The 26,374-nt window shown below is 62.4% G+C and carries 27 protein-coding genes and 1 pseudogene; 22 read left to right on the top strand and 6 right to left on the bottom strand.

Translation table 11 applies throughout. The features are described 5' to 3' along the window. Window positions 1-15: 15 nt before the first annotated feature. The 4 genes from phaC (J2Y83_RS01405) to J2Y83_RS01390 all read left to right on the top strand — a co-directional run bounded on the left by phaC (J2Y83_RS01405) (window position 16) and on the right by J2Y83_RS01390 (window position 5,124). On the top strand, window positions 16-1,695 hold the full coding sequence (phaC, locus tag J2Y83_RS01405; protein ID WP_253392874.1) for a class II poly(R)-hydroxyalkanoic acid synthase: 1,680 nt from the start codon (window positions 16-18) through the stop codon (window positions 1,693-1,695). Window positions 1,696-1,858: 163 nt separating this feature from the next. After that, window positions 1,859-2,704 carry a poly(3-hydroxyalkanoate) depolymerase gene (phaZ, locus tag J2Y83_RS01400; RefSeq protein ID WP_247399872.1) on the top strand — a complete coding sequence of 282 codons (846 nt, stop codon included), beginning with the start codon at window positions 1,859-1,861 and terminating at the stop codon, window positions 2,702-2,704. Window positions 2,705-2,792: 88 nt separating this feature from the next. Next, window positions 2,793-4,475: a class II poly(R)-hydroxyalkanoic acid synthase gene (gene phaC / locus J2Y83_RS01395; protein ID WP_253392872.1), complete on the top strand. Its 1,683-nt coding sequence runs from the start codon at window positions 2,793-2,795 to the stop codon at window positions 4,473-4,475. Window positions 4,476-4,503: 28 nt separating this feature from the next. Further along, entirely contained in the window at window positions 4,504-5,124 is a 621-nt protein-coding gene (locus J2Y83_RS01390) for a TetR/AcrR family transcriptional regulator (protein WP_253392870.1), read from the top strand. A gap of 23 nt (window positions 5,125-5,147) precedes the next feature. On the opposite strand, the gene J2Y83_RS01385 is transcribed toward J2Y83_RS01390, so the two are convergent. Further along, the gene (locus J2Y83_RS01385; protein ID WP_253400329.1) at window positions 5,148-5,843 is read right to left on the bottom strand and encodes a response regulator transcription factor; all 696 of its coding nucleotides are present in this window, start codon (window positions 5,841-5,843) and stop codon (window positions 5,148-5,150) included. Window positions 5,844-6,197: 354 nt separating this feature from the next. Between J2Y83_RS01385 and J2Y83_RS01380 the strand changes: the two genes are divergently transcribed. The 6 genes from J2Y83_RS01380 to J2Y83_RS01355 all read left to right on the top strand — a co-directional run bounded on the left by J2Y83_RS01380 (window position 6,198) and on the right by J2Y83_RS01355 (window position 12,681). Further along, the gene (locus J2Y83_RS01380) at window positions 6,198-6,779 is read left to right on the top strand and encodes a fimbrial protein (protein ID WP_253392868.1); all 582 of its coding nucleotides are present in this window, start codon (window positions 6,198-6,200) and stop codon (window positions 6,777-6,779) included. A gap of 82 nt (window positions 6,780-6,861) precedes the next feature. Continuing rightward, window positions 6,862-7,638, top strand: a complete 777-nt coding sequence (locus tag J2Y83_RS01375) for a fimbrial biogenesis chaperone (protein WP_253400328.1) — start codon at window positions 6,862-6,864, stop codon at window positions 7,636-7,638. 8 nt (window positions 7,639-7,646) lie between these two features. Continuing rightward, window positions 7,647-8,414 carry a fimbrial biogenesis chaperone gene (locus J2Y83_RS01370; RefSeq protein ID WP_253392866.1) on the top strand — a complete coding sequence of 256 codons (768 nt, stop codon included), beginning with the start codon at window positions 7,647-7,649 and terminating at the stop codon, window positions 8,412-8,414. A 147-nt stretch (window positions 8,415-8,561) separates the two neighbouring features. Next, a complete protein-coding gene (locus J2Y83_RS01365) occupies window positions 8,562-11,129 on the top strand; it encodes a fimbria/pilus outer membrane usher protein (protein WP_253392864.1) in 2,568 nt (855 codons plus the stop codon). Window positions 11,130-11,172: 43 nt separating this feature from the next. Continuing rightward, complete coding sequence (locus J2Y83_RS01360) at window positions 11,173-12,135, top strand: fimbrial protein (RefSeq protein WP_253400327.1); 963 nt, start codon at window positions 11,173-11,175, stop codon at window positions 12,133-12,135. Between the two features lie 18 nt (window positions 12,136-12,153). Next, a complete protein-coding gene (locus J2Y83_RS01355; RefSeq protein WP_253392862.1) occupies window positions 12,154-12,681 on the top strand; it encodes a fimbrial protein in 528 nt (175 codons plus the stop codon). A 73-nt stretch (window positions 12,682-12,754) separates the two neighbouring features. Here J2Y83_RS01355 and J2Y83_RS01350 read toward each other — a convergent pair whose 3' ends face one another. From J2Y83_RS01350 to J2Y83_RS01340, 3 genes are all read right to left on the bottom strand, one after another. Then, entirely contained in the window at window positions 12,755-13,621 is an 867-nt protein-coding gene (locus J2Y83_RS01350; protein WP_253392860.1) for a phasin family protein, read from the bottom strand. 12 nt (window positions 13,622-13,633) lie between these two features. Then, complete coding sequence (locus J2Y83_RS01345) at window positions 13,634-14,056, bottom strand: phasin family protein (protein WP_253392857.1); 423 nt, start codon at window positions 14,054-14,056, stop codon at window positions 13,634-13,636. Window positions 14,057-14,160: 104 nt separating this feature from the next. Beyond that, window positions 14,161-14,436, bottom strand: coding sequence for a polyhydroxyalkanoic acid system family protein (locus J2Y83_RS01340; protein ID WP_247397021.1), 276 nt, complete (start codon window positions 14,434-14,436; stop codon window positions 14,161-14,163). Between the two features lie 144 nt (window positions 14,437-14,580). Here J2Y83_RS01340 and ubiE point away from each other — a divergent pair, with 144 nt between their 5' ends. The 12 genes and pseudogenes from ubiE (at window position 14,581) to J2Y83_RS01285 (ending at window position 24,604) form a co-directional block, all read left to right on the top strand. Then, on the top strand, window positions 14,581-15,351 hold the full coding sequence (gene ubiE / locus J2Y83_RS01335) for a bifunctional demethylmenaquinone methyltransferase/2-methoxy-6-polyprenyl-1,4-benzoquinol methylase UbiE (protein ID WP_017849881.1): 771 nt from the start codon (window positions 14,581-14,583) through the stop codon (window positions 15,349-15,351). Then, window positions 15,351-15,974, top strand: a complete 624-nt coding sequence (locus J2Y83_RS01330) for a ubiquinone biosynthesis accessory factor UbiJ (RefSeq protein WP_253392855.1) — start codon at window positions 15,351-15,353, stop codon at window positions 15,972-15,974. Before ubiE ends, J2Y83_RS01330 begins: the two co-directional genes overlap by 1 nt. Beyond that, window positions 15,971-17,575, top strand: coding sequence for a ubiquinone biosynthesis regulatory protein kinase UbiB (gene ubiB, locus J2Y83_RS01325; RefSeq protein ID WP_253392846.1), 1,605 nt, complete (start codon window positions 15,971-15,973; stop codon window positions 17,573-17,575). The genes J2Y83_RS01330 and ubiB overlap by 4 nt, the downstream gene beginning before the upstream one ends. Window positions 17,576-17,616: 41 nt before the next feature. Continuing rightward, window positions 17,617-18,009 (top strand): phosphoribosyl-AMP cyclohydrolase, encoded by a 393-nt coding sequence (gene hisI, locus J2Y83_RS01320; protein ID WP_253392835.1) that lies wholly within the window; start codon window positions 17,617-17,619, stop codon window positions 18,007-18,009. 2 nt (window positions 18,010-18,011) lie between these two features. After that, complete coding sequence (locus J2Y83_RS01315; protein ID WP_253392824.1) at window positions 18,012-18,344, top strand: phosphoribosyl-ATP diphosphatase; 333 nt, start codon at window positions 18,012-18,014, stop codon at window positions 18,342-18,344. A 25-nt stretch (window positions 18,345-18,369) separates the two neighbouring features. Next, entirely contained in the window at window positions 18,370-18,648 is a 279-nt protein-coding gene (locus tag J2Y83_RS01310) for a twin-arginine translocase TatA/TatE family subunit (RefSeq protein WP_253392822.1), read from the top strand. Between the two features lie 10 nt (window positions 18,649-18,658). Then, window positions 18,659-19,060 carry a Sec-independent protein translocase protein TatB gene (gene tatB, locus J2Y83_RS01305; RefSeq protein WP_253392820.1) on the top strand — a complete coding sequence of 134 codons (402 nt, stop codon included), beginning with the start codon at window positions 18,659-18,661 and terminating at the stop codon, window positions 19,058-19,060. Continuing rightward, entirely contained in the window at window positions 19,057-19,851 is a 795-nt protein-coding gene (tatC, locus tag J2Y83_RS01300) for a twin-arginine translocase subunit TatC (protein WP_247402944.1), read from the top strand. The genes tatB and tatC overlap by 4 nt, the downstream gene beginning before the upstream one ends. Beyond that, a complete protein-coding gene (locus tag J2Y83_RS01295) occupies window positions 19,848-20,555 on the top strand; it encodes a 16S rRNA (uracil(1498)-N(3))-methyltransferase (protein ID WP_253392818.1) in 708 nt (235 codons plus the stop codon). The genes tatC and J2Y83_RS01295 overlap by 4 nt, the downstream gene beginning before the upstream one ends. 81 nt (window positions 20,556-20,636) lie before the next feature. Then, a pseudogene (locus J2Y83_RS29735) lies at window positions 20,637-21,695 on the top strand (methyl-accepting chemotaxis protein); the annotation flags it as partial. Beyond that, the gene (locus J2Y83_RS29730; protein ID WP_425262839.1) at window positions 21,681-22,553 is read left to right on the top strand and encodes a methyl-accepting chemotaxis protein; all 873 of its coding nucleotides are present in this window, start codon (window positions 21,681-21,683) and stop codon (window positions 22,551-22,553) included. The pseudogene J2Y83_RS29735 and the gene J2Y83_RS29730, both read left to right, overlap by 15 nt. 143 nt (window positions 22,554-22,696) lie before the next feature. Further along, window positions 22,697-24,604: a methyl-accepting chemotaxis protein gene (locus tag J2Y83_RS01285; RefSeq protein WP_253392814.1), complete on the top strand. Its 1,908-nt coding sequence runs from the start codon at window positions 22,697-22,699 to the stop codon at window positions 24,602-24,604. Window positions 24,605-24,607: 3 nt separating this feature from the next. Here the strand turns inward: J2Y83_RS01285 and J2Y83_RS01280 are convergent, their stop codons facing one another. Together J2Y83_RS01280 and J2Y83_RS01275 are read right to left on the bottom strand one after the other, a co-directional pair. Beyond that, window positions 24,608-25,342, bottom strand: coding sequence for an amino acid ABC transporter ATP-binding protein (locus J2Y83_RS01280; protein ID WP_253392813.1), 735 nt, complete (start codon window positions 25,340-25,342; stop codon window positions 24,608-24,610). Beyond that, the gene (locus tag J2Y83_RS01275; RefSeq protein WP_253392810.1) at window positions 25,335-26,294 is read right to left on the bottom strand and encodes an amino acid ABC transporter permease; all 960 of its coding nucleotides are present in this window, start codon (window positions 26,292-26,294) and stop codon (window positions 25,335-25,337) included. The genes J2Y83_RS01280 and J2Y83_RS01275 overlap by 8 nt, the downstream gene beginning before the upstream one ends. Window positions 26,295-26,374: the final 80 nt, after the last annotated feature.

The raw sequence follows: 26,374 nt of genomic DNA, 5'->3' as shown, positions 1-26,374 counted from the left end.
AATGGAGCGTCGTAGATGAGTAACAAGAATAACGATGACTTGAAACGCCAGGCCTCGGAAAACACCTTGGGGCTGAACCCGATCATCGCGTTACGTAAAAAGGACTTATTGGCCTCAGCGAAGATGGTGCTGAGCCAAGCCATCAGACAACCGTTGCACAGCGTCAAGCATGTCGCCCACTTTGGCGTCGAATTGAAAAATGTGATGTTCGGCAAGTCCGCGCTGGTGCCCGAAAGCGATGACCGTCGCTTTCACGACCCGGCCTGGAGCCAGAACCCACTCTACAAGCGTTACCTGCAAACCTACCTGGCGTGGCGCAAGGAACTGCACGACTGGATCGGCGACAGCAACCTGTCAGAACAGGACATCAGCCGTGGTCACTTCGTGATCAACCTGATGACCGAAGCCATGGCCCCCTCCAACACGGCGGCCAACCCGGCGGCGGTCAAACGCTTCTTTGAAACCGGCGGCAAAAGCCTGCTGGACGGCCTGTCCCACCTGGCCAAGGACATGGTGCATAACGGCGGCATGCCGAGCCAGGTCAACATGGGCGCCTTTGAAGTGGGCAAGTCCCTGGGCACCACCGAAGGCGCGGTGGTGTTTCGCAATGACGTGCTGGAGCTGATCCAGTACAAGCCAATCACCGAACAGGTCCACGAACGCCCGCTGTTGGTGGTGCCGCCGCAGATCAACAAATTCTATGTCTTCGACCTGAGCCCGGATAAGAGCCTGGCGCGTTTCTGCCTGCGCAACGGCCAGCAGACGTTTATCGTCAGTTGGCGTAACCCGACCAAGGCCCAGCGCGAGTGGGGCCTGTCGACGTATATCGAGGCGCTCAAGGAAGCGGTCGACGTGGTCACCGCGATTACCGGCAGCAAAGACGTCAACATGCTCGGCGCCTGCTCCGGCGGCATCACCTGCACCGCCCTGCTCGGCCACTACGCGGCGCTGGGGGAGAAGAAGGTCAACGCCCTGACCCTGCTGGTGAGCGTGCTCGACACCACGCTGGACACTCAGGTGGCGCTGTTTGTGGATGAACAGACGCTGGAAGCGGCCAAGCGCCATTCCTACCAGGCCGGCGTACTGGAAGGCCGCGACATGGCCAAGGTATTTGCCTGGATGCGCCCCAACGACCTGATCTGGAACTACTGGGTCAACAACTACCTGCTGGGCAACGAGCCGCCGGTGTTCGACATCCTGTTCTGGAACAACGACACCACGCGCTTGCCGGCGGCCTTCCACGGCGACCTGATCGAGCTGTTCAAGAACAACCCGCTGGTGCGCGCCAACGCCCTGGAGGTGTGCGGCACGCCGATCGACCTCAAGCAGGTCACAGCCGATATCTACTCATTGGCCGGCACCAACGACCACATCACGCCGTGGCAATCCTGCTACAAGTCGGCGCAACTGTTTGGCGGCAAGGTGGAGTTTGTGCTGTCCAGCAGCGGGCATATCCAGAGCATCCTTAACCCGCCGGGCAACCCCAAGGCGCGCTACCAGACCAGCGACAGCCTGGCGGGAAAACCGCTGGAGTGGCAGGAAAATGCGACCAAGCACACGGATTCCTGGTGGTTGCATTGGCAAGTGTGGCAGGCAGAACGTGCGGGCAAGCTGAAGAAGGCACCGACGAGTTTGGGTAACAAAACCTACGCCGCAGCCGAAGCCGCACCGGGTACCTATGTGCATGAACGCTAGAGCACACTTTTTTTGGGATTGAAATGGGATCAAATGTGGGAGGGGGCTTGCCCCCGATGCAGGCGGCGCGGTGCATCTGTTACACCGCAGTGATGCTGTCGGGAGCAAGCCCCCTCCCACATTTGGAGTGCATTCTAGCGGTAACACTTCACAGGGCTTGAGCATGCCGCAACCGTTCATCTTCCGCACCATCGACCTGGATGGCCAAACCATCCGCACGGCGGTACGCCCGGGCAAGCCGCACTTGACGCCGCTGCTGATCTTCAACGGCATCGGCGCCAACCTCGAGCTGGTGTTTCCGTTCGTCCAGGCGCTGGACCCGGACCTGGAAGTGATCGCCTTCGATGTACCGGGCGTCGGCGGTTCCTCCACGCCCAAGCGGCCGTATCGCTTTCCCGGCCTGGCCAAACTCACCGCGCGCATGCTCGATTACCTGGACTACGGCCAGGTGAATGTAGTGGGCGTGTCCTGGGGCGGCGCGCTGGCGCAGCAGTTTGCCTACGACTACCCGGAGCGCTGCAAGAAGCTGATTCTCGCCGCGACCGCCGCCGGTGCGGTGATGGTGCCAGGCAAGCCGAAAGTGCTGTGGCTGATGGCGAGCCCGCGGCGCTATATCCAGCCGTCCCACGTGGTGCGCATTGCGCCGATGATTTATGGCGGCTCGTTCCGTCGCGATTCGAAACTGGCCGCCGAACACGCCAGCAAAGTGCGCTCGGCCGGCAAGCTGGGTTACTACTGGCAACTGTTCGCCGGGCTGGGCTGGACCAGCATCCACTGGCTGCACAAGATCCGTCAGCCGACCCTGGTGCTGGCCGGGGACGACGACCCGCTGATCCCGCTGATCAACATGCGCATGCTCGCCTGGCGTATTCCCAACGCACAGTTGCACATCATCGATGATGGCCACCTGTTCCTGATCACCCGCGCCGAAGCCGTGGCGCCGATCATCATGAAATTTCTCGAGGAGGAACGCCTGCGGGCGGTGATTCATCCCCGTCCGGCGGTGTAAGGACCACACCGCCGCGCAACTTGCCGAGAACCGACTATGGTTCTGAATTGGCATGCCTGTTGATGACTTGACGAAGGAGTGTTGGCTCATGCGAGAAAGACCCGTGACGAACCCGGCGCCCACCCCTGCCGTGTTCATCAACGCGCAAAATGCGATCACCGGCCTGCGCGGCCGGGACTTGCTGTCGACCCTGCGTAGCGTCGCAGCCCACAGTTTGCGCAACCCGGTGCATACCGCCCGTCATGCCCTGGCCCTCGGCGGCCAACTGGGGCGTGTGCTGCTCGGCGAAACGGTGCATGAACCCAACCCTCACGACAGCCGCTTCATCGACCCGACCTGGGCCCTCAACCCGCTGTATCGGCGTAGCCTGCAGGCGTATTTGAGCTGGCAGAAACAGACCCGCCACTGGATCGATGACAGCACCCTGAACGCCGATGACCGCGCCCGTGCGCACTTCGCGTTCACCCTGATCAACGATGCGGTATCGCCCTCCAACACCCTGCTCAACCCGCTGGCCGTCAAGGAGTTGCTCAACTCCGGCGGCAACAGCGTGGTGCGCGGCGTGAGCAACCTGTTCGAAGACTTGCTGCACAACAACGGCCTGCCGCGCCAGGTCAGCAAGCACGCCTTTGAAGTGGGCAAGACCGTCGCCACCACCCCAGGCTCGGTGGTGTTTCGCAATGAGCTGCTGGAGCTGATCCAGTACAAGCCCATGAGCGAAAAACAGTACGCCAAACCGCTGCTGATCGTGCCGCCGCAAATCAACAAGTACTACATCTTCGACCTGAGCCCGGCCAACAGTTTCGTGCAATACGCCCTGAAAAACGGCCTGCAGACCTTCATGGTCAGCTGGCGCAACCCGGATGTGCGCCACCGCGAATGGGGCCTGTCCACCTATGTGGCCGCGCTGGAGGAGGCACTCAACGTCTGCCGCGCAATCACCGGCGCGCGCGAGGTCAACCTGATGGGCGCCTGTGCCGGCGGCCTGACCATCGCCGCCCTGCAAGGCCACCTGCAAGCCAAGCGCCAACTGCGCCGCGTCTCCAGCGCCAGCTATCTGGTGAGCCTGCTCGACAGCCAGATCGACAGCCCCGCCACCCTGTTCGTCGACGAGCAAACCCTGGAAGCCGCCAAGCGCCGCTCCTACCAGCAGGGTGTGTTGGATGGTCGCGACATGGCCAAGGTGTTTGCCTGGATGCGCCCCAACGACCTGATCTGGAACTACTGGATCAACAACTACCTGCTGGGCAAGGAACCGCCGGCCTTCGACATCCTGTACTGGAACAACGACAACACGCGCCTGCCCGCCGCCCTGCACGGCGACCTGCTGGACTTCTTCAAGCACAACCCGCTGAGCCATCCCGGTGGCCTGGAGGTGTGCGGCACGCCCATCGACCTGCAAAAGGTCACGGTGGACAGCTTCAGCGTGGCCGGGATCAACGATCACATCACGCCATGGGACGCGGTGTACCGCTCCACGCAGTTGCTGGGCGGTGAGCGGCGCTTCGTGTTGTCCAACAGCGGGCATATCCAGAGCATCCTCAACCCGCCGGGCAACCCCAAGGCCAACTACGTCGAAAACCTCAAACTGAGCAGCGACCCACGCGCCTGGTACTACGACGCCAGCCACGTCGAAGGCAGTTGGTGGCCACAGTGGCTGGCGTGGATTCAACAGCGCTCGGGCGTACAACGCGAAACCCTCACCGCCCTGGGCAACCAGAATTACCCACCGATGGAAGCAGCGCCAGGCACTTACGTGCGGGTCCGCTGAGCTCAACGATCCTATTTAAGAAGACCGGATGAAAACCCGCGACCGTATCCTTGAATGTGCCCTGCTGTTGTTCAACCACAAGGGCGAACCGAACGTGTCGACCATGGAGGTGGCCAATGAAATGGGGATCAGCCCCGGCAACCTCTACTACCACTTCCATGGCAAGGAGCCGCTGGTGCTCGGGCTGTTCGAGCGGTTCCAGAGTGAGCTGGCGCCCCTGCTCGACCCACCGCCGGGCGCGCAACTGGAGGCCCAGGACTACTGGCTGTTCCTGCACCTGATCGTCGAGCGCATGGCCCATTACCGGTTTCTGTTCCAGGACCTGTCGAACCTGGCGGGGCGCCTGCCGAAGCTGGCCAGGGGCATTCGCCACCTGCTCACGGCGCTCAAGCGCACCCTGGCTTCATTACTCGCACGGTTGCAGGCGGCGGGGCAGTTGGTCAGCAGCACCCAGGCACTGGGCCAACTGGTGGAGCAGATCACCCTGACCCTGCTGTTTTCCCTGGACTACCAGCGCATTCTCGACCGCGAAGGCGAAGTGCAGGTGGTGGTGTACCAGATCATGATGCTGGTCGCGCCGCACCTGTTGCCGGCGGCGCGGGAAGCGACGGAGCGCTTGGCGCTGCGCTATATGGACGATCCGGTTTAACTGTCCGCCTTACAGGCACTGCGTCATTGAGGCTCACCGAACTGTTGCGAGAACTTGAACAGTTCACAATCATTCCTGATCCCCAACTTTCGATACGCCGATTGTTTTTGCGTGCTGATCGTACTCGCACTGCGCGAGAACTTTGTCGCAATCGAATTGACCGACATGCCATCCAGAAAACAACGCAGTACTTCCTGTTCCTTGGGCGTGAGGCAAGCGTGCAAGCGCTGCGGAATCGATAACTCTATTTTCGATCCGGTGGTTGCAATATCACGAATCGGCGGTATACCCCGCAGGGTCGGCAACATACAAGGCTGCAAGTAAATCCGGCCCTGGGCGACCGTGCGAATCGCCGTGATCAACTCAATCAGATTCTGAGTTTTGCCCAACACGCCCCAACTTCCGGCTTTCAAGGCCAGTGAAACCGTTGCGGGTGTGTAGTGCGACGAAACAACGATCGCCCTGCACTGGCTGAAACGTCGGTTCAGCGCCTGGATCAGGCTGAGGCCGTCCATGTCCGAGGGCCCCAGGATAAAGTCCATCACCACGATATCCGCCACCCGCTGAGCGAGCGCTGCCAACAACTCCCTGCTGGTCCCGAAGGAGCCAATCACCTTGAGGTCGGCCTCTTTGCCCAGCCCCAATTCGATCCCCTGTCGAACCATCTCATGGTCATCGAGCAACATGACCGCATAGGTGTCGGAAAGTGAAGTAGTCATCACGAAACCTGCATAAGTGGATTCAGCTCATGACAAACAGACTCTCGCCATTACAAGCTCGGTATATCCCAGCCCACACCACTGAGCAATACATAAACACACTAAGAACTGTTCTTTAAGTAGTCTCTGACAGTTACTTCTTACAGAAAAATTGCGACACCGTTATTTAGAAAAAACCCGAATAAGCGCCGATTGTTTTTTCGAACAATCACGAGACAAATTTAGTTACTTCTCTATAGGAAAACCACAGGTTTCAACGAACAATTACACCGTCCCAGCCACTTTAAAGAGCCACTTCCGTTCTGCGTTTGAGGAAGTGGCGGGGCCTACCGCTAATCTATGATCGGGAACACTATGAACAACAACGCTCTATCCACCGTTGCGGCCATGCTTGTCGTGGCCGCCGCCGCATCGCAACCCGCGCTCGCGGCAACGGATGGCACCCTCAATTTCAGTGGGTTGGTCAACGACGTGACCTGCACCGTCGAAGGCTCGGCGCCGGGTACGGGCGCCGTGGTCAAGGACGTCAACCTGGGAGGCGTCGCCGCTGCGCGCCTGGCGAACCCGGGTGATCGCGCCAACCTGACCGGTTTCACCATTCGCATCGGTGGACCGGGCGAAGGCAGTTGCGCCAACGGCCGCACTGCGATGGTGGCCTTCGACCCAACCAGCCCGGCCATCGACGTGGCGACCGGGCGCTTGAACATCGACGGCTACAACGACCCGGCCGACACCACCAACGCCAAGAACGTACAGATCGAAGTGACGAACCGCGATGGTTCTCCCATTAACGTCTACACCGAGAAATCGGCGGGCGTGGTGATCGCCGACAACCAGGCCGTCATCCCGCTGGCCGCGCAAATGTACGCCAGCGGCGCCGCCACCGAAGGAACGGTGCGAACCCGGGTCGGTTTTATGATCGAGTACGCCGATTAAGGGGCCAGCGGGCTGGCCTTGCGCACCCTGGACCAGTGCCATCGCGCAGGGCCTGCCCGCTGATTCAAAGAGCATTCAGATGATGAAAACAATCGCCCGCCTTGCCCTTGCCTGCTGTGCTGTCGGAGGGTTCTTGCTGCAAGCATCCAGCGCCCACGCGGGCGTGATTATCTATGGCACACGCGTGATCTACCCAGCCGACCGGCAAGAGGTAGTTGTACGCCTGGAGAACAAGGGCGACCGCCCGGCGCTGGTGCAGACCTGGCTGGATGCCGGCGACGTGCGCTCGACACCCGCGACGGCGCAAACGCCGTTCAGCCTGTCGCCGCCGATCTTCCGCATCGAGCCCCATCAGCAACAGGCGGTGCGCCTGCGCTATGCCGGCGAATCAGCCCCCGGCGACCGTGAACGCCTGTACTGGCTGAACGTGCTCGAAGTCCCGCCGCTGGCCGCCGATGCCGCGCAGAATAACCAGATCGAACTCGCGTTCCGTACCCGCTTGCGGGTATTCCTGCGACCGCAGGCACTGCCCTACCCGGTCAGCAGCGCCCCGGCAAAACTGCAATGGCAACTGGTGCGCCACGACCAGGGTTTTGCCCTACAGGCAACCAATCCGACGCCTTACCATATTTCCCTCACCTCGATTGATTTGCTGAGCGACGGCAAACGCTTCAGCAAAGCGCCGAACAAGGCCGCCAACGACAGCCTGCTGATGCCGGCCGGTGATGTGAAACGCTTTGTGCTGCCGCTGCTGCGCGAACGCCCCAGTGGCGCGCCCCAGGTTGAGTTCACGACGGTCAGCGACTTCGGCGCCCGCGTGCGCCATACGGCTGGCCTTACCCCCGCCGCCACCCAGTGACTGACGCTATGAACACCACTTCCCTTTCACACCGGCCAGCCAAGTGCCTGCTGTTGACGTGGGCGTTGTTCGGCGCCGCCGTCGTGCAGGCCAGCGTGGTGATCAACAGCACGCGCATCGTCTACCCGCAGCAGGCCAAGGAGGTGACGGTCCGGCTCGAAAGCAAGAACCAGGCGCCGGTGCTGATCCAGGCATGGCTGGACACCGGCGACGAACGCTCGACGCCGGACCTCGCCGCAGCGCCCTTTGTCGCCACGCCACCGATCTTTCGCATGGAGCCGGGCAAACAACAGGTGGTGCGCCTGGCCTATACCGGCGACAGCTTGCCGTCGGCCGAGGAAAGCCTGTTCTGGTTCAACGTGCTGGAAGTGCCCGCGCAAACGCCTGGCACCCAACAGGGCAATCAGTTGCAGCTCGCCTTCCGCTCGCGGATCAAGCTGTTTTTCCGTCCGCAGAACCTGCCTTACGCGGTCGAGTCCGCGCCCGGAAAACTGCAATGGCGCCGCGTTTCGAACGCGCAAGGCCAGGCGCTGGAGGTCTACAACCCGAGCCCATATCACGTGACCTTCGAACAGATCGACCTGCTGGAGTCGGGGCGGCGTCATGCCCGCCAGGCCGCCACATCAGGCGCCGAAAACATGGTGACACCCGGCGCTCGCCAGCGCTTCGCGCTACCCACCCTGAAAACGCCGCCAGGTGCTGCGGCCACCGTAGAGTTCCACACCCTCGACGATTTCGGGGCCAAGGTCTCGCACAGCACCAAGGTCTCGCCATGACAGCCTAAATACGTTCGCCAGCCCCTGCGCAGGCAGGCTGGCCACCTCACTCACGTCATTCCACACGTTCGGTTGATGCCCTTTTTTCGGGGCAGGGCTTCCCCATGCCCGAATTCGGACAGCACCTATTTTCTGGGAACGGTCACCATGCGTTTGAACATGCCCGCCAGGCCAAGCCACGGGCGCCTGACACACCATCGATTGCGGCTGACGGCACAAAGCCTGTTACTCCTATGCAGCGCCCATGCCTTGAATGCCCACGCGGTGGAGCATGTCGCATTCAACCCGGCCTTCTTTCCGAATGGCCCGGGCGGCCTACAGGTCGATATTTCAAAATTCAGCCAGGGCAACGTTGTGCTGCCCGGCAGCTACCGCACCGACGTCCACCTCAACGGCCAGTGGATCGGGCGCGAAACCGTGTCCTTCGTGGCGGTCGACGGCCAGCACAGCGCGCAGTTGTGCCTGGCGCGTGAGGCGCTGCTCAGGTTCGGCATCGACCTGGACGCGGTCGACCGGCAATCCGCCCAAGCCGGTCTCGCAGCCGCTGCTCCGTTCGCCGACTGCGCCGATATCACCACCTACCTGCCGGGCGCCAGCAGCGCCTTCGACGCCGGCGAAAACCGCCTGGACCTGCAGATCCCGCAGATCTACCTGGCACGCCAGGCACGCGGTTATGTCGACCCGCGCCAGTGGGACAGCGGCATCGATGCCGCCTTTGTGCGCTACAACGTCAATACCTTTGCGACCCGCACCAACGGCCGCGCGCTCAGTTCCCAGTATCTGGGCCTCAATACCGGGCTTAACCTGGGCGACTGGCATTGGCGCCACAACGGCAGCTACAGCCGAACCGACAGCGCCTCGGGTTATCAAAGCAACGCCACCTACGTGCAGCGCGATGTCAGCCCGTTGCAGTCACAGTTGATGGTGGGCGAGATCTACACCGCGGGCGAGTTGTTCGACAGCGTGCGCCTGCGCGGCGCAAGCCTGTTCAGTGACGACCGCATGCTGCCGGACTCGCAGACCGGCTTTGCGCCCGTCGTGCGTGGCGTGGCCGAGACCAACGCACGGGTCAGCGTGCGCCAGCGCGGCGTGTTATTGGACGAGGTCTCGGTGGCCCCCGGCCCGTTCGTGCTCAATGACTTGTTCCCAACCGGCTATGGCGGCGACCTGAACGTCACGATCACCGAAGCCGACGGGCGCCGGCGTGAGTTCATCGTGCCGTTCGCCGCCAACGCCAACCTGCTGCGTGCCGGCTATAAGCGCTACGCGTTGAGCATCGGCCAACTGGATGAAATCGGCGTGCGCCACCCTCCCAGACTGCTGCAGGCCACCTACCAGCATGGCCTCAGCAACCTGTTGAGCGCCTACACCGGCGCAGTGCTGGCCGACGACTACCACTCGCAACTGGTGGGCGCGGCGTTCAATACCTCGCTGGGCGCGCTGTCTTTGGACCTGACCCAGTCCAATGCGCGCGTGAAAGGCCACGGGTCGCGGGATGGGCAAAGCCTGCAGGTTCGCTACAGCAAGAACTTCGCGGACACCGGCACCCACTTTGCGCTCGGCGCCTACCGGTATTCCACCGAAGGCTTCCTGAGCGTGACCGATGCGGCGCGCGTGCGTGACCTCGCCATCGACGGGCTGCGCGTCGACAGCCTGTCGCGGCTGCGTGACCGGATGGATATCAGCCTCAACCAGAGCCTGGGCGTCGGCACGGTGTACCTGACCGGCTCCTCACAAAACTACTGGAACCGCAAAAGCGGCAACCTGACCTTCACCGCCGGTTACAGCGGCGCCTGGAAGGGCATTCACTACACCGTCAGCGCCCAGCGCAGCCGTGACTTGCTGAGTGAACGCGTCGACAAGCAAGTGGACTTGACCCTCAGCCTGCCCCTGGGCAGCGGCCCACGCTCGCCCACCTTGACCACCACGGCCTATCGCGGCGATCAAAGCAGCGGTGAGCGCGTGACCCTCGGCGGCAGCCTGGGCGAGCGCAGCGAATTCAGCTACGGCCTCGGCGCCAGCCAGACGCACGGCAGAGGCAACGCCACCAGTGCCGACATGAAATACCAGACCGCCCACGGTGTGCTGTCCGCCGGCGTTGGCCAGAGCAGCGCCTACCGCTCGGCCTCGTTCGGCATGACCGGCGGCATTGTCGCGCATGCCGGCGGTGTGACCTTCGCGCCGGAGTTGGGCGATACCGTCGGCATCGTCCAGGCGCCCGACGCCGAGGGCGCACGGATCAACGGCAACCACAGCGCACAAGTCGGCAAGCGCGGTTATGCCGTGGTGCCCCACCTCACGCCGTACCGCCGCAACGTCGTCGAGCTGGACCCCAAGGACCTTTCCGTCGATGTGGAGCTCAAGACCGCCGCGCAAAACGTCGCGCCCCGCGCCGGGTCGGTGGTGAAGCTGCAATTCGAGACAGTCAGCGGCCAGGCCTTGTTGATCACCGCTCTGCGCGAGGAGGGTAGCCCCTTGCCCTTCGGTGCGGATGTCTTCGATGAACAGGGTGCCAGCGTCGGCATTGTCGGGCAGGGCGGTAAGGCATTTGTGCGTGTGGCGCGCCCGCAGGGGCGGTTGACGGTCAAGTGGGGGACGGACGCCGGGGGCATATGCCAGCTGGACTACGACCTGGGTACGAAATCGGCGGCTAAAGGCGCTAACCGCCTGCGCCATCTGAACGCGGGCGCCTGCAAAGGCAATGCAGGCGGTTGATCCGGCGCAGGCAAGCGCCCTCCTTTTCATGGCGGAACTGAAGATGAAACACTCCACAAACCTCGTTTCAATACTGCTCGTGCTTGGCTTGCCAATCGCGGCTCAAGCCGCGTGCGAGAGCTATCCTCCTGACGCCGAGCTTGGCCTCTCCCTCCCGGCCGTGATTACCGTCCCCGACAGCCTGCCGCTGGGAAGTGTGATCGCCCAACAAGCATTCAGCGGCTCTGTGCCTGCCCTCTTCTACAATTGCCGCACCGGCACCCCAGCTTCGGCCTTCGGGCGCTATGCAAAGCCCTTGGACCCGATAACCTGGTCCTATCCGACCGAGGCACCCGGGGTTGGCATGCGGCTGCTCATCACCGACGCCCGCCCATCGACCAACGCCTATGCCATCGAGAGTTTTACCGACGCCGTCGTGCTCCCCGGAAGGCACCCCTCCTTCACGAGCGCGGAGGTGATCCTTTACAAAATCGGGCCGGTAACAGACGGGGTCGTGCCTGCCGGAACCCTCTTTGAATACAGACTGCACGGCCCCTGGGGTTACTTAGGCCGCTTCAGCCTGCGGATCAACAACTCGGTACGTTTCGTCAGACCCGCCGCCACCTGCGACCTGGCGGCCGGTGACGTCAACCGCACGATCTCGCTTGACCCGGTGCAAGTCAGCACCTTCCAAAGCACCGTCAGCGCAGGCGCGCGCGACTTCGAGTTGACGGCGAACTGCAGCGACGCCACCAGCGTCACCTTTCGCTTTGCCGGTACGCCCGCCCCTGGGCACGACGCGCTCTTCGCCAACACCGGCAGCGCCGGTGGCATCGGGCTGTGGCTGTATTCGCGAATCAACGGGGTGGCCCAGACGATTACCGCCAACGGCACGGATAGCAGCCGCACGCTGGTGGTTTCCGACAACCGTGCGGTCTTGCCGCTCGGCGCCGCCTATCACAAAAACGGCGCGGTCAGCCAAGGCACGCTCGCCAGTACCGCCACCGTCAACATTACCTATAACTGAAACGCCGGAGATTACCCAATGAACATCCGCACGCTGCCGCGACTGCTGGCAATCACTGCTGGCCTCGCCGCCCATGCGGCCCAGGCCGCGACCACGGGCACCCTGACCTTTGTCGGCCAGGTCAACGCCGGCACCTGCAACCTGGCGGCCGGCGATCTGAACCGCACCGTCACATTGCCGACCATCAAGATTTCCGACTTTGATGCCACGCCCTCCACCGGGGGGTTCGATTTCGAGATCTCGGCCGACTGCGAATCGGACATCCGCAACGTCACGTTCCTGTTCGCCGGCAGCGCCTCCAGCGGCAACGCCGTGCTGTTTGCCAATACGGGAACCTCAGGCGGCACGGCCCTTTGGCTGTTACACCGCACGACACCCGGCTACACCATCCCCGCCAACGGCACCGACGCCCAGCGCAGCCGCACGGTGGAGACCAGCAGCAACAAGGCGGTGTTGCCGCTCACAGCGGCGTACCATAAAACCGGCGAGGCGGTCACCCAAGGGACCTTGGCCAGCGCGGTGACGGTGTCGATCACCTACAACTGAGCAGCCTGTTTACGCAGACAAAAAAACGCCCGACCTTCACAGGCCGGGCGCTTTTTCAGGTGCCCCGAAAAGATCAGGACTGACTGGATGGCGTCGGGGCTACCGATGCGGCAGCCGGTGCCGGCGCAGCGGTCGGCGCGGCTGCCGAGTTGGCGCTGGAAGCGGCGGGCGCCGGGGTCGCAGGCTTGGCGGCCATGGCCAGCTTCGCGGCGGCTGGCTTTTTCGCTGCAACCGGCTTCTTCGCGGCGGCAGGTTTGGCTACGGCGGGCTTGGCAGCGGGTTTGGCTGCGGCCTTGGCGGCAGGTTTAGCAGCAGGCTTGGCGGCGGCTTTAGCGGCCACTGGTTTAGCGGCAGGTTTAGCCGCTGCCACTTTCGCCGCCGGCTTGGCCGCAGGTTTAGCCACCGCTTTGGCTGGCGCTTTGGCCGCGGGTTTTGCAGCCGGCTTGGCAGCGGCTTTGACCAATGGCTTGGCGGCCGTTTTCGCAGCCGGTTTGGCGGCAGCGGTTTTAGCCGCAGGCTTGGCCGCAGCGGCCTTCACCGGGGCGACTTTGGCACCGGTGAGTTTTTCGATCTGTTTGGTCAGCGTGTCAACCTTGCTGTGCAGGGCCTTCACTTCACTACGGCTAGGTACACCCAGTCGTGAAATGGCACTGTGCAGACGCTTATCGAAAGCCCCTTCCAGTTCGCCCCATTTGTCACTGAGTTTCGACTTGGCCGAACCCGCAGTCGCTTTGGCAGCGTCCACTTGTTTGCCGACGGTGCTCTTGGTCAACTTCTCGGCCTTCTCGCCGTCTTTAACCAATGTCTCGAAGAGTTTACTGCCGTCACTGTCGATCTTCGAGTAAACGCCTAAACCAGCCAGCCAGATCTTGCGGGAATATTCTTCAACTTTCCCGACCCACGAGCTGCCTTCTTTCTGAGTAGTCTTTTTAACAGCCATCCCGATGTCTCCTTAGTGTTTACGCGCGACACGTTCGAGCAATGCCGTCAGCTCTTCGAGCTTAGCAGAGAGTGTCTCAACGTCATGTTTAGACGCAATGCCGATTCGATTCAAGGCACTTGCAACACGACTGTCAAAAGCTTTTTCAACTTTATCCAGTTGAACTTCCACCCGGCCTTTGACGCTGGAGAGATTACTCTTTACTTGGTCAATCTGACTGTTGGCCGCATCAAGTTGTTCAACCGCAACTTTTTTACCTTTACTTTCAACATGTTGGCCGGTCTTAACCAGCTCTTTGAAGTACTCGCCGCCCTCGCTTCCGACCTTGGCATAGGCGCCCAGGCCTGCCAGCCAGATCTTGCGGGCATAGGTTTTAACGTCGTCCAGGGCGCGGCTCGGGGCGTCGATTTTTTTCTTCAGGATAACTTTGGCCATGATGCACCTCACGTAAAAAGGGTGGAGGAACGGCCCGCAGAAGTTGAGGGCGTGGGCACAAAGTAGGCAGAAAAATTAGAATCGGCACCCTAAGAACAGCAGGATCAGGCCAAGGCTTTATCCAGGGCTTTCTCGATTTCAGTCTTGATCGTGCCACTCATGGCCGACATCAACAGGCCCAGTTCCACATCAATACGCAACAGATCATCGGCGACCAACACCGTGCCTTTAACCCCCGAACGCTTGAGGTTCAACGTATCGCCAGACCATGAAGGCTGCAGGCCATATTGATCCTGGAGTTTCTGTGCCAGCTTCTCGGCCTTCGCCCGTGCGCCTTCTTTACCCAGGGAATGCGCACGTTCAACAGTGATACGGGCCATTGCAATGACTCCTCTTTATAACGACTTGAACACCTGCCATGCGGCAAAAGGTCTCGGTGAGCACCTATCTTACCTTCAGCCTTGCCAAGACAAAGCAGGCCTTGGGGATTATCATGTCCCGCATTCAATTTTGGTGACAGCGATATGACTGATCAGCGCAAAGGCAGCGATGCCGAACCCACCACTCACTTCGGCTTCAAGAACGTCCCGGAAAGCCAGAAAGCGCAGAAAGTCGCTGAAGTGTTCCACTCCGTTGCGGCCAAGTACGACCTGATGAACGACGTGCTGTCCGGCGGCATGCACCGCCTGTGGAAGCGCTTCACCATCGAGCTGTCGGGCGTGCGTACCGGCAACCGCGTGCTGGACATCGCCGGTGGCACGGGCGACCTGGCGGCCAAGTTCTCCAAGCTCGTCGGCCCGACCGGCCAGGTGGTGCTGGCGGATATCAACGGCTCGATGCTCAAGGTCGGCCGCGATCGCCTGCTCGACAAAGGCGTGGCCGGCAATATCGAATTCGTCCAGGCCGATGCAGAAAAGCTGCCGTTCCCCGACAACCATTTCGACTGCGTGACCATCGCCTTCGGCCTGCGCAACGTGACCCACAAGGAAGACGCGATCCGCTCGATGCTGCGCGTGCTCAAGCCCGGTGGCCGCCTGCTGGTGCTGGAGTTCTCCAAACCGACCAACGCGCTGATGTCCAAGGTCTACGACACCTACTCGTTCGCCTTCATGCCGTTGATGGGCAAGCTGATCACCAATGACGCCGAGAGCTATCGCTACCTGGCCGAGTCGATCCGCATGCACCCCGACCAGGAAACCCTGAAGTCGATGATGGTGGACGCCGGTTTCGACCGCGTGACCTACCACAACATGACCTCGGGCATCGTCGCCCTGCACCGCGGCATCAAGCCCTGATGCTGTTCCAAGGCCTGCTCGCCAGCGTCGAACACGGTGTCAACCGGGTGCTGCGCCTGGACAGCACCGCCCTGGCGCGGCTCGCGCATTTGAACGGCAAGATCATCGCCGTCGACTGCACGAGCCCGGCCTTGCAGCTGTTTATCCTGCCCAGCGATGAAGGCCTGTTGCTCGCGACCCAGTGGGCCGCCGAGGCCGACTGCACCCTGCGTGCGCCGGCCTCGAGCCTGTTGCACCTGGCGCTGAGCCGCAACAAGACCGCTATCCTCCACGGCCCCGAAGTGGCGCTGGAAGGCGACAGCGCGGCGCTGATGGACCTGGCCGCCGTGCTGCAAGACCTGGAACTGGACTGGGAATACGAACTGTCGCGCTGGATCGGCCCCGTGCCCACCCAATTGATCAGCGGTCACCTGCGCAGCCGCACGCGCTGGTACCAGCAGGGGTTCGCCAGCCTCAACCAGAACCTCGCCGAATACCTGAGCGAAGAATCGCGCACCCTGGTCGGACAACGGGAAGCGCAAGCGCGCTTTCGTGAACTCGACAAGGCCAAAATCGACCTGGAACGCCTCGAGGCCCGCTTCGAGCGCCTGAGCCGTTCCCTTGATCCAAGCGATAACGCATGAAGCTGCTCGCCGTCCGCCGTTTGTTCCGTATCCAGCGCGTCGTCATCCGCTACCGCCTCGATGACCTGCTGTTCGCCCTGCCCTTGCCGTGGTTCCTGCTGGCCGTGCGTTACGTGCTGCCGTGGCGCTGGTTCCCACGCAAGCCGTTGGACCTGAGCCGTGGCGCGCGCCTGCGCCTGGCCTTGCAGGATCTGGGGCCGATCTTTATCAAGTTCGGGCAGATCCTCTCGACCCGTCGCGACCTGTTGCCCGAAGACATCGCCGACGAGCTGATGCTGCTGCAGGACCGCGTGCCGCCGTTCGATTCGCAGCAATCGATGAAGCTGATCGAAGAGCAGTTGGGCAAGAAGATCAGCGACGTGTTCAGCCGTTTCGACGTCGAGCCCCTGGCTTCGGCCTCGGTGGCGCAAGTGCATGCGGCGCAGCTCAAGACCGGCGAAGAAGTGGTGGTGAAGGTGATTCGCCCAGGCCTCAAGGCGATCATCGGCCAGGACCTGGCGTGGCTGTTCATTCTCGCCCGCGCCGCCGAACGCTTCTCCGCCGACGCGCGCCTGCTGCACCCGGTGGACGTGGTCGCCGACTACGAAAAAACCATCTACGACGAACTCGACCTGCTGCGCGAAGCGGCCAACGCCAGCCAGCTCAAGCGCAACTTTGAAGGCTCACCGCTGCTGTACGTGCCGCAAGTGTACTGGGACTGGTGCCGCCCTAAAGTGTTGGTGATGGAGCGCATCTACGGCGTGCAGGTCACCGACCTCGCGACCCTGACCGACCAGCGCACCGACATGAAGATGCTCGCCGAGCGCGGTGTCGAGATCTTCTTCACCCAGGTGTTCCGCGACAGTTTCTTCCACGCCGACATGCACCCCGGCAATATCTTCGTCAGCACCATCAACCCGTGGAGCCCGCAGTACATTGCGATCGACTGCGGCATCGTCGGCAGCCTGACCCCCGAAGACCAGGACTACCTGGCGCGCAACCTGTTCGCCTTCTTCAAGCGTGACTACCGTCGCGTGGCGCAGTTGCACATCGATTCGGGTTGGGTGCCCGCAGAAACCAAGCTCAATGAATTCGAAGCGGCGATCCGCACCGTGTGCGAGCCGATCTTTGAAAAACCGCTAAAAGATATTTCCTTCGGCCAGGTACTGATGCGCCTGTTCCAGACCGCGCGGCGCTTCAATATGGAAGTGCAGCCGCAGTTGGTGTTGCTGCAGAAAACCCTGCTGAACATTGAAGGCCTGGGCCGCCAGCTGTACCCCGATCTCGACCTGTGGAACACCGCCCAGCCGTTCCTCGAACGCTGGATGCGCGAGCGGGTCAGCCCGAAAACCCTGCTGGGCAACCTGCAGAGCCAGGTGGAGCAACTGCCGCACCTGGCCAACATGACCCGCGACCTGCTGGAACGCATGTCCCAGCCCCACGCCAAGGACCCGACGACGCCGTGGCACACGCGCAAGGACGACTGGTTCCTGCGCCTGCTGGGCGCCGCGCATCTGGTCGGCGGGGTGATGCTGGCCATCGGCGGGCCGCTGAATCAACTGGGCCACTGGCCGGCCGGTATCATGGTCGCCGTGGGTGTTTATCTGATCGTGCGTCGGTAGCCAATCCGGTTATACACTGTCGCAAATTGCCGGAGCCGAAGATGAAAGACTGGCTGGACGAGATCAAGTGGGACAGTGACGGCCTGGTGCCGGCCATTGCCCAGGACTACAAGACCGGGCGCGTGCTGATGATGGCCTGGATGAACCGCGAGGCCCTGAGCCTCACCGCCGCTGAGCAGCGCGCCATTTACTGGTCACGTTCACGTGGCAAACTGTGGCGCAAGGGCGAAGAGTCCGGGCACGTACAAACCCTGCACGAAATACGCCTCGACTGCGACGCCGACGTGGTGATCCTCAAGGTCGAGCAGATCGGCGGTATCGCCTGCCACACCGGCCGCCACAGCTGCTTCTATCGCGTGTTCGAGAACGGCGAGTGGAAGGTTGTGGAGCCGGTACTCAAAGACCCGCGCGCCATTTACTCGGCAGGACACTGAACATGAGCGATACCCTGAACCGTGTGGCCCAGGTGCTGGAAGACCGCAAAGGCGCGGATGCCGAAAGCTCCTACGTCGCCAGCCTGTACCACAAAGGCCTGAACAAGATCCTGGAAAAGCTCGGCGAAGAATCCGTCGAGACCATCATTGCCGCCAAGGATGCCGAGATCAGCGGTGACTGCAGCGATGTGATCTACGAAACCGCCGACCTGTGGTTCCACAGCCTGGTCATGCTCGCCCAACTGGGGCAGCATCCGCAGGCCGTGCTGGATGAACTGGACCGTCGCTTCGGCTTGTCCGGGCATGTCGAAAAGGCCTCGCGCCCGTCCGCCTGAATAACTTTTATAGAGGAATTGCAGCATGGGCATTTTTGACTGGAAACACTGGATCGTCATTCTGGTAGTAGTCGTTCTGGTATTTGGCACCAAGAAACTGAAAAACCTCGGCACCGACGTGGGCGAGTCGATCAAGGGCTTTCGCAAGGCCATGAACGACGACGAAAAGCCGGCCGAACCCGCCGCCACCCCGGTGCCACCGACCCAGCCTGTCCACACGCAGGCAGCCCAGCCGATCACCGAGCGTCGTACCTTCGACGTGCAGGCTGAAAAAGTCGAAGAGCCGATCCGCAAAGACTCGTGAGCACTGACTAATGTTTGGTATCAGCTTCTCTGAACTGCTGCTCGTCGGCCTCGTGGCCTTGCTGGTACTGGGGCCGGAACGCCTGCCCGGTGCCGCGCGCACGGCTGGCCTGTGGATCGGGCGCCTGAAACGCAGTTTCAACGCCATCAAACAGGAAGTTGAACGGGAAATCGGCGCCGACGAAATCCGCCGCCAACTGCACAACGAGCACATCCTGTCGTTGGAGCAAGAGGCGCGCAATATTCTGACGCCGGTGCAGGAGCAGGCCAAGCCGGTGGCGCCCGTGGCCGAGCACAGCATCGCGCCGACGCCCGCTGTTGAAGCAACGCCCGCCACTCCAACCGAGCCAGCGCCGGCGCCCATCGCGGCGCCCGCTCCCCATGACCCTACATTGCCGCCGCGAGCCCCATGAGCGCTGATAAACCGGAAAACGACCAGCACATGCCGCTGGTCTCGCACCTCACCGAGCTGCGTACCCGCCTGCTGCGTTGCGTGGCGGCGATCTTCGTGATCTTTGCCGGGCTGTTCGCCTTTACCCAGCAGATCTACACCTTCGTCTCCACGCCCCTGCGCCATTACCTGCCGGCCGGCGCGACGATGATCGCCACCGACGTGTCGTCGCCGTTCCTCACGCCATTGAAGCTGACGATGATGGTCTCGCTGTTCCTGGCGATCCCGGTGATCCTGCACCAGATCTGGGGCTTTATCGCCCCCGGCCTGTACAAGCATGAGAAGCGCATCGCGGTGCCGTTGTTGGTGTCGAGCATCCTGCTGTTCTACACCGGCATGGCGTTCGCTTACTTCCTGGTGTTCCCGCTGATCTTCAAGTTCTTCGCCGCCGCCACCCCGGCCGGCGTGGAGATGATGACCGACATCACCAGCTACCTCGACTTCGTGATGACGCTGTTCTTCGCCTTCGGCGTAGCCTTCGAAATCCCGGTGGCCGTGGTGTTGCTGGTATGGATCGGCGTGGTCAACGTGCAATACCTGAAGAAGGTCCGCCCCTACGTGATCATCGGCTGCTTCGTGGTCGGCATGATCCTGACCCCGCCGGACATCTTCTCCCAGACCCTGCTGGCCGTGCCGATGTGGATGCTGTTCGAGATCGGCATCCTGTTCAGCAGCCTGATCACCAAGCGTGGCGAACACCCCGACGACCAAGCCGCCGACGACAACGACCAGCCGCCAGCGACCCAGCCGTGAACCTGCTGCTGCTTGAAGAGGCCGACTTTATCGCGGCCGACCGGGTGGTCCTGCGTGACCGGCGCCTGGTGCATATGCAGGACGTCCACCGCGCGACGGTGGGCGACAACCTGCGGGTCGGGCGCATCGGCGGGCTGATGGGCAATGCCCAATTGCTGCGCCTGGAAGCCCGCGAAGCCGAGCTGCAAGTGGCCTTCGACCTGCCGCCGCCGGCCAAACTGCCGCTGACCCTGTTGCTGGCCCTGCCCCGCCCGAAAATGCTCCGCCGGGTGCTGCAAACCGTCGCCGCCATGGGCGTGCCGAAGGTAGTGCTGCTCAACAGCTACCGCGTGGAAAAGAGCTTCTGGCAAACCCCCTTCCTGGAGCCCGAGGCGATTCGCGAGCAATTGATCCTCGGCCTGGAGCAGGCGCGGGACACGGTGTTACCCGAGATCATCATCGAAAAACGCTTCAAGCCCTTCGTCGAAGACCGCCTGCCCGCTCTGACCGCAGGCACCCTCGGCCTGATCGGCCATCCCGGCGATTACCCACCCTGCCCGCGCGGGCTGGATGAGCCGGTGACCTTGGCCATCGGCCCGGAAGGCGGCTGGATTCCCTACGAGGTCGACCTGCTGACCAAGGCCGGCTTGCAACCGGTGCAACTGGGCGCACGCATCCTGCGGGTTGAGACCGCCGTCACCGCCCTGCTCGCCCGGCTGTTCTAGCCACCCTATTCCTACAGATTCTTGCTGCGCTGCCGATAACCGTCGAATAAGTTCAAGCCTTGTTCCACGGGAGTTCGCAACATGTATCGTTGGTTAGCCGAAAAGCTGGGGAATGTCAGCGTCAACCACAAGCTGGGCGTAGGCTTTGGCCTGGTGTTGCTCCTTACCTTGTTGATCACCTTCACCGGCTGGACCGGCCTGGGCGATGTGAGCAGCCGTGGCGACAAACTGGGGTATATCTCCAGCCTCAATGTCTTGACCAAAGACCTGCGTATCGCCCGCCTGGACTATGAAATGCGCCATGGCGAACAAGGCACGGCAGCCGTCAGCGACCTGCTGAACCGGCTGGACAGCGGCATGAAGACCGCCCGCACGCTGATCGAAAATCCCACGGACATCGCCCTGATCGATGAGCAATTGGCCGCCGTGGACCAATACAAGCTCGCATTCAGCGATATGGCGCAAGCCGGCGCCAACCGCGAAGATGCGCGCAGCAAGCTGGGCAATACCGCCGACAATGCCGTGCTCAAGGTGAATGAAGTCGAGAAGTCCCTGCTGCAAGGCGACAGCGTCACCCCATTCAATAGCGTGGTCGAACTGAGCAAGCTGATCCAGCAAGCGCGCTTCCAGGTCCGCGGCTACACCTACAGCGGCAAGGTCGAGGCTGAGCAACCTGCGCTCGACGCCATCGACAACGCCCTGAAGAAGATCACTGAACTGCAAGGCGCATTGCCGGCGCAATACCAGGCCGAGCTGCAGCAGGCCAGTGTCTCGCTGCAAGCCTATCGCGCCGCCGTCAGCCAGTTCCGCGACTCCCAGGCGGCCACCGCCATCGCACTCAAAACCATGGCCGCGCAAGGCGATATCCTGCTAACCCGCAGTGATAAGCTCACGATTTCCCAGACCGCAGTGCGCGACACCGATGCCGCCCAGGCCAAGTACCTGCTGCTGCTCGCCACCGTACTGGCATTGATCTTTGGCCTGGTGGCCGCCTGGGTGATTACGCGCCAGATCGTCACCCCACTGAATCAGACCCTCAAGGTGGCCGAGCGCGTTGCCTCGGGCGACCTGAGCCACGACCTGACGTCCACGCGCCAGGACGAACTGGGCCAACTGCAACGTGCCATGCAAAGCATGACCGTGGGCCTGCGCGAACTGATCGGCGGCATCAGCGACGGCGTCACCCAGATCGCCAGCGCCGCCGAGCAATTGTCGTCGGTCACCGAGCAGACCAGCGCCGGGGTCAACAATCAGAAAATCGAGACCGACCAAGTCGCCACGGCCATGAATGAAATGGCCGCGACCGTGCAGGAAGTTGCGCGCAACGCCGAGGAAGCCTCCGAAGCCGCCGTAGCGGCCGACCAGCAGGCCCGCGAAGGCGACAAGGTGGTCGGTGAAGCCATCGTCCAGATCGAACGCCTGGCCACTGAGGTCGGCAACTCCACCGAGGCCATGGGCCATCTCAAGCGCGAAAGCGACAAGATCGGCAGCGTGCTCGACGTGATCAAGTCGGTGGCCCAACAAACCAACCTGCTGGCGCTGAACGCCGCGATTGAAGCAGCGCGAGCCGGTGAAGCCGGGCGTGGCTTCGCGGTGGTGGCCGATGAAGTGCGCAGCCTGGCCCAGCGCACGCAAAAATCCACGGAAGAGATCGAAGAACTGATCGTCGGCCTGCAAGCCGGCACCCAGCAGGTGGCGACCATCATGGACAACAGCCGCGGGCTGACCGACAGCAGCGTCGAGTTGACGCGCCGCGCCGGCAGCGCCCTGGCGAACATCACTCGTACCGTATCGACGATCCAGGCGATGAACTCGCAGATTGCCACCGCCGCCGAGCAACAAAGCGCCGTGGCCGAAGAGATCAACCGCAGCGTACTGAACGTGCGCGATGTGTCGGAGCAAACGTCCTCGGCCAGTGAAGAGACCGCCGCCTCCAGCGCTGAACTGGCGCGCCTGGGCATCTACCTGCAAACCCTGGTCGGGCGCTTCCGCATCTGACCGGCGCTGGGCGGCGAGCCATCCGGGTCGCCGCACTTCAGCAACTTGTGAAATTTCCTACGCACTTATCAGCCCTCCCTCACCCCAAATCGTTTTAGCGTTTGCCTTGTCGCACAGCGCTTTTTCAGATTTGGAGGTGCATCATGTTTCCTCGGCTGACCCGCTTGCTGGTCAACGCCAGCGTCCGACTCAAACTCGCCCTGGGGTTTGGCCAGGTGCTGGTCCTCAGTTTCATCATCGCCATGACCGGCTGGCAGGCTTTGAATGCCGCCCTGTTCCGCTCCAGCAACCTGACGGTGCTGGGCCAACTGGCCGCCGACGCGGAGGCCATGCGCGCCGACCGCATCGTGTACCGAACGCTCACCGACACGGCCAGCCTGGGCAAAATGACGCGGCAGATCGAAAAAATCGACCAGCACCTCGACTACCTGTCAAAACACTTGAAAGATCCGACCGACCTGCAGCGCCTTGAGGAGGCCGAACGTCTGGTGGCCAGCTTCAAAGCGGTACTGGTGGAATTGCCGCCGCTGATCGAACAACGGGAAAACACCCGGCCGCCGCTGCAAAAAATCGCCCTGCAAGCCAGCGACACCCTCGCGCAACTGGCCAGCGAACTGCCGGACCAGGACGACCAGAAGGCGCTCGATGCCGTCGAAGATCTGCGCCAGGCCATGGAGCAGGCCGAAGATCGTGTCCGCAGCCCCGCCTGGGCCGCCGAGTCGTTGCAGGCCTATGTCGAAACGGTGGGCAAGGCCCTCGACGCTCTGGACGTCGCTCAAGCCGCCGTCACCAGCCTGCCCGTGGACTCCGCCCTGCTCAAAACCGACCTCGCGCAATACCGCGCGCTGCTGACCACGCTCAAGCAGGCGCAACTCGACACCGAAACCGTGCAAATACGCTTTGAACAACAACTCGATCAACTGCTGGAGCAAAGCGACCTGGTCAGCCAGGGGCAAATCGTCAAGCGCGACCGGGAAGCCGAGCAAACCCAAACACGGCTGATCAGCGTCACCCTTGCCGCCCTGCTACTGGGGGCCTTGGCGGCCTGGTGGATCGCCCGGCAGATCGCCCTGCCGTTGCGCGACGCCTTGGCCGCCGCCAACCGCATTGCCTCGGGCGACTTAAGCGAAAAACCCGTCGTGGAGCGCCGCGACGAACTGGGCCAGTTGCAGCAGAGCATGGCGCAGATGACCCGCAACCTGCGTGGCCTGATCAGCGGCATCGGCGACAGCGCCCGGCAAATCGCCAGCGCGGCCACACAGTTATCCACCGTCACCGAACAAACCCGCGCCGGGGTCAACAATCAAAAGGACGAAACCGATCAGGTGGCCACGGCCATGAATGAAATGCTCGCCACCGCCCAAGAGGTCGCCCGGCATGCCGAGCAGGCGTCGATCGCGGCGCGCGAAGCCGACCAACAGACCCACCTTGGCGACAAAGTGGTTGCGCAGGCGGTGGAGCAGATCGGCCACCTGGCCAGTGAAATGGCACTCTCCAGCCGGGCGATGCTGGCGCTGCAGCAGGAGAGCCAACAGATCGGCAGCGTACTCGACGTGATCAAGTCAGTCTCCCAGCAGACCAACCTGCTGGCCCTGAACGCCGCCATCGAAGCGGCGCGTGCGGGCAGTGCCGGGGAAGGTTTCGCGGTGGTCGCCGATGAAGTGCGCAGCCTGGCCCAGCGCACGCAGGAATCGGCCGAGGAAATTGAAGGACTGATCCTGCGCCTGCATACCGGCACCCAGCAGGTGGCGGACATCATGGACAGCAGTCGCAGCCTGACGGACAACAGCGTCAGCCTGACCCGCGACGCCGGCGACGCCCTGGCGGCCATTGCGCGCACGGTGTCGGTCATCCAGGAAATGAACCCGCAGATTGCCGCCGCCGCCGAGGAACAAAGCGCGGTGGCCGAGGAGATCAATCGCAGTGTATTGAAGGTGCGCGATGTGTCCGAGCAAACCGCCGCCGCCGGTGAAGAAACGGCGGCAGCGAGCGCTCAATTGAGCCAGTTGAGCCTGGATTTGCAGACACTGGTCGGCAAGTTCAGGCTCTGAGGCTCACAGCACCTGGCGCAGGAAGGCCTGGGCGCGCGGGTCTTTCGGCGCGTCGAAGAACGCGGCCGGGGCCGCGTCTTCGAGCAGCTTGCCATGGTCGAAGAACAGCACTCGGTCCGCCACTTCACGGGCAAAGCCCATTTCGTGGGTGACACAGACCATGGTCATGCCTTCCAGGGCCAGGGTTTTCATGACGTCGAGCACTTCGCCGACCATTTCCGGGTCGAGGGCCGAGGTGGGCTCGTCGAACAGCATCACCTTGGGTTCCATCGCCAGCGCACGGGCAATCGCCACCCGCTGCTGCTGGCCGCCGGACAGCCGCGAGGGAAACTCGTTGGCCTTTTGCGCAATGCCGACCTTTTCCAGCAACGCCAGGGCCTTGGCTTCACGCTCTTTCTTGCCACGCTTGCGCACGACTTTTTGCGCCAGGCACAGGTTCTCCAGCACGGTCATGTGGGGGAACAGGTTGAAGTGCTGGAACACCATGCCGACTTCGCGGCGATAGGCGTTCACGTCGGTTTTCGGATCAGCCAGTTGCAAGCCGTCGATGCTCACCGAACCCGAATCGAACGCTTCCAGGCCATTGAGGCAGCGCAGGAAGGTCGACTTGCCCGAGCCAGACGGGCCGATCACCACCAGCACTTCGCCTTTGGCGACCTGGGTGGTGACGTGGTCCACCGCGCGCACCACATGGCCACGGGTGTCGAAGACTTTTACCAGATCGCGGACTTCAATCACTTTGCGCGAGCCTCCGCTCAAGCCGGCTGGCCATTTTCGACAGCGGCAGGTTGATCAACAGGTACAGGCCTGCCACGCAGAACAGAATTTCAAACGGCGAAAACGAGGTGGTGATGACTTCGCGGCCGCTCTTGAGCAGCTCGGTAATCGCGATCACCGATACCAGCGAGGTGTCTTTCACCAGGCTGATAAATTGCCCGGCCAGGGGCGGTAGCACGCGTTTGAGCGCCTGCGGCAGCACCACATGGCGCATCGACTGGCTGGCACTCAAGCCCAGCGAGCGCGCGGCTTCGTTCTGGCCTCGGGCGATCGACTGCACACCGCCTCGGACAATTTCCGCCACGTAGGCCCCGGTGAACAGCGACAGCGCAGCGATCGCGGCAAACTCCCGGGACAGGTTGAGCACCGTACCGATAAAGAAATAGAAAATGAAGATCTGCACCAATAGCGGGGTGCCGCGCACCAGTTCGACGTAGATCGTCGACAGATCGCGCAAGGTCGGGTTGCTGGACAGCCGGCACAAACCCGTCGCCAGGCCGATCGCCAAGCCCAGGACCCCGGACACCACGGACAGCCACAAGGTGGTCCACAAGCCCCACATCAATGGTCCCAGCGCCCACTGCCGGGTCACGCCCACTACATCGCCTTCCGCCACGTCATCGCCACGTGCCACTTGCAGGCTGTTGTCGGCCACGGTGAGTTTTTGCTCGGTGCCCGCGTCGTTGCGCAGGGTGACTTCGGCCACATCGCCTTTGCGCACCAACTCGACAACGGTGGACACATCCGCCGCGCGCAGGGACGTTTCGGCCTGATAGGCGAAATATTGCGGCACGCGGTTCCAGCGCCATTCGTAGGACATCAGCGACGTGGCGTAGTACAAGGCGCCAGCCAGGCCGACCAGCACGACCACGGTCAGCAGGTGCCAGGGCCATTGGGCTTTTTTCTGTTTCATTACTCAACATCCAAAAGGGTCGGGTAAGCCCCACCTTTGTGGCGGGCGGGCTTGCCCTAATGCCATTCAGTCAAGGCATT

The sequence above is a fragment of the Pseudomonas marginalis genome (assembly GCF_024169655.1).
Classification (GTDB): domain Bacteria; phylum Pseudomonadota; class Gammaproteobacteria; order Pseudomonadales; family Pseudomonadaceae; genus Aquipseudomonas; species Aquipseudomonas paraveronii.
The sequence above is the reverse complement of the archived record's forward strand: the minus strand, read 5'-3'. Positions and strand labels throughout refer to the sequence as shown.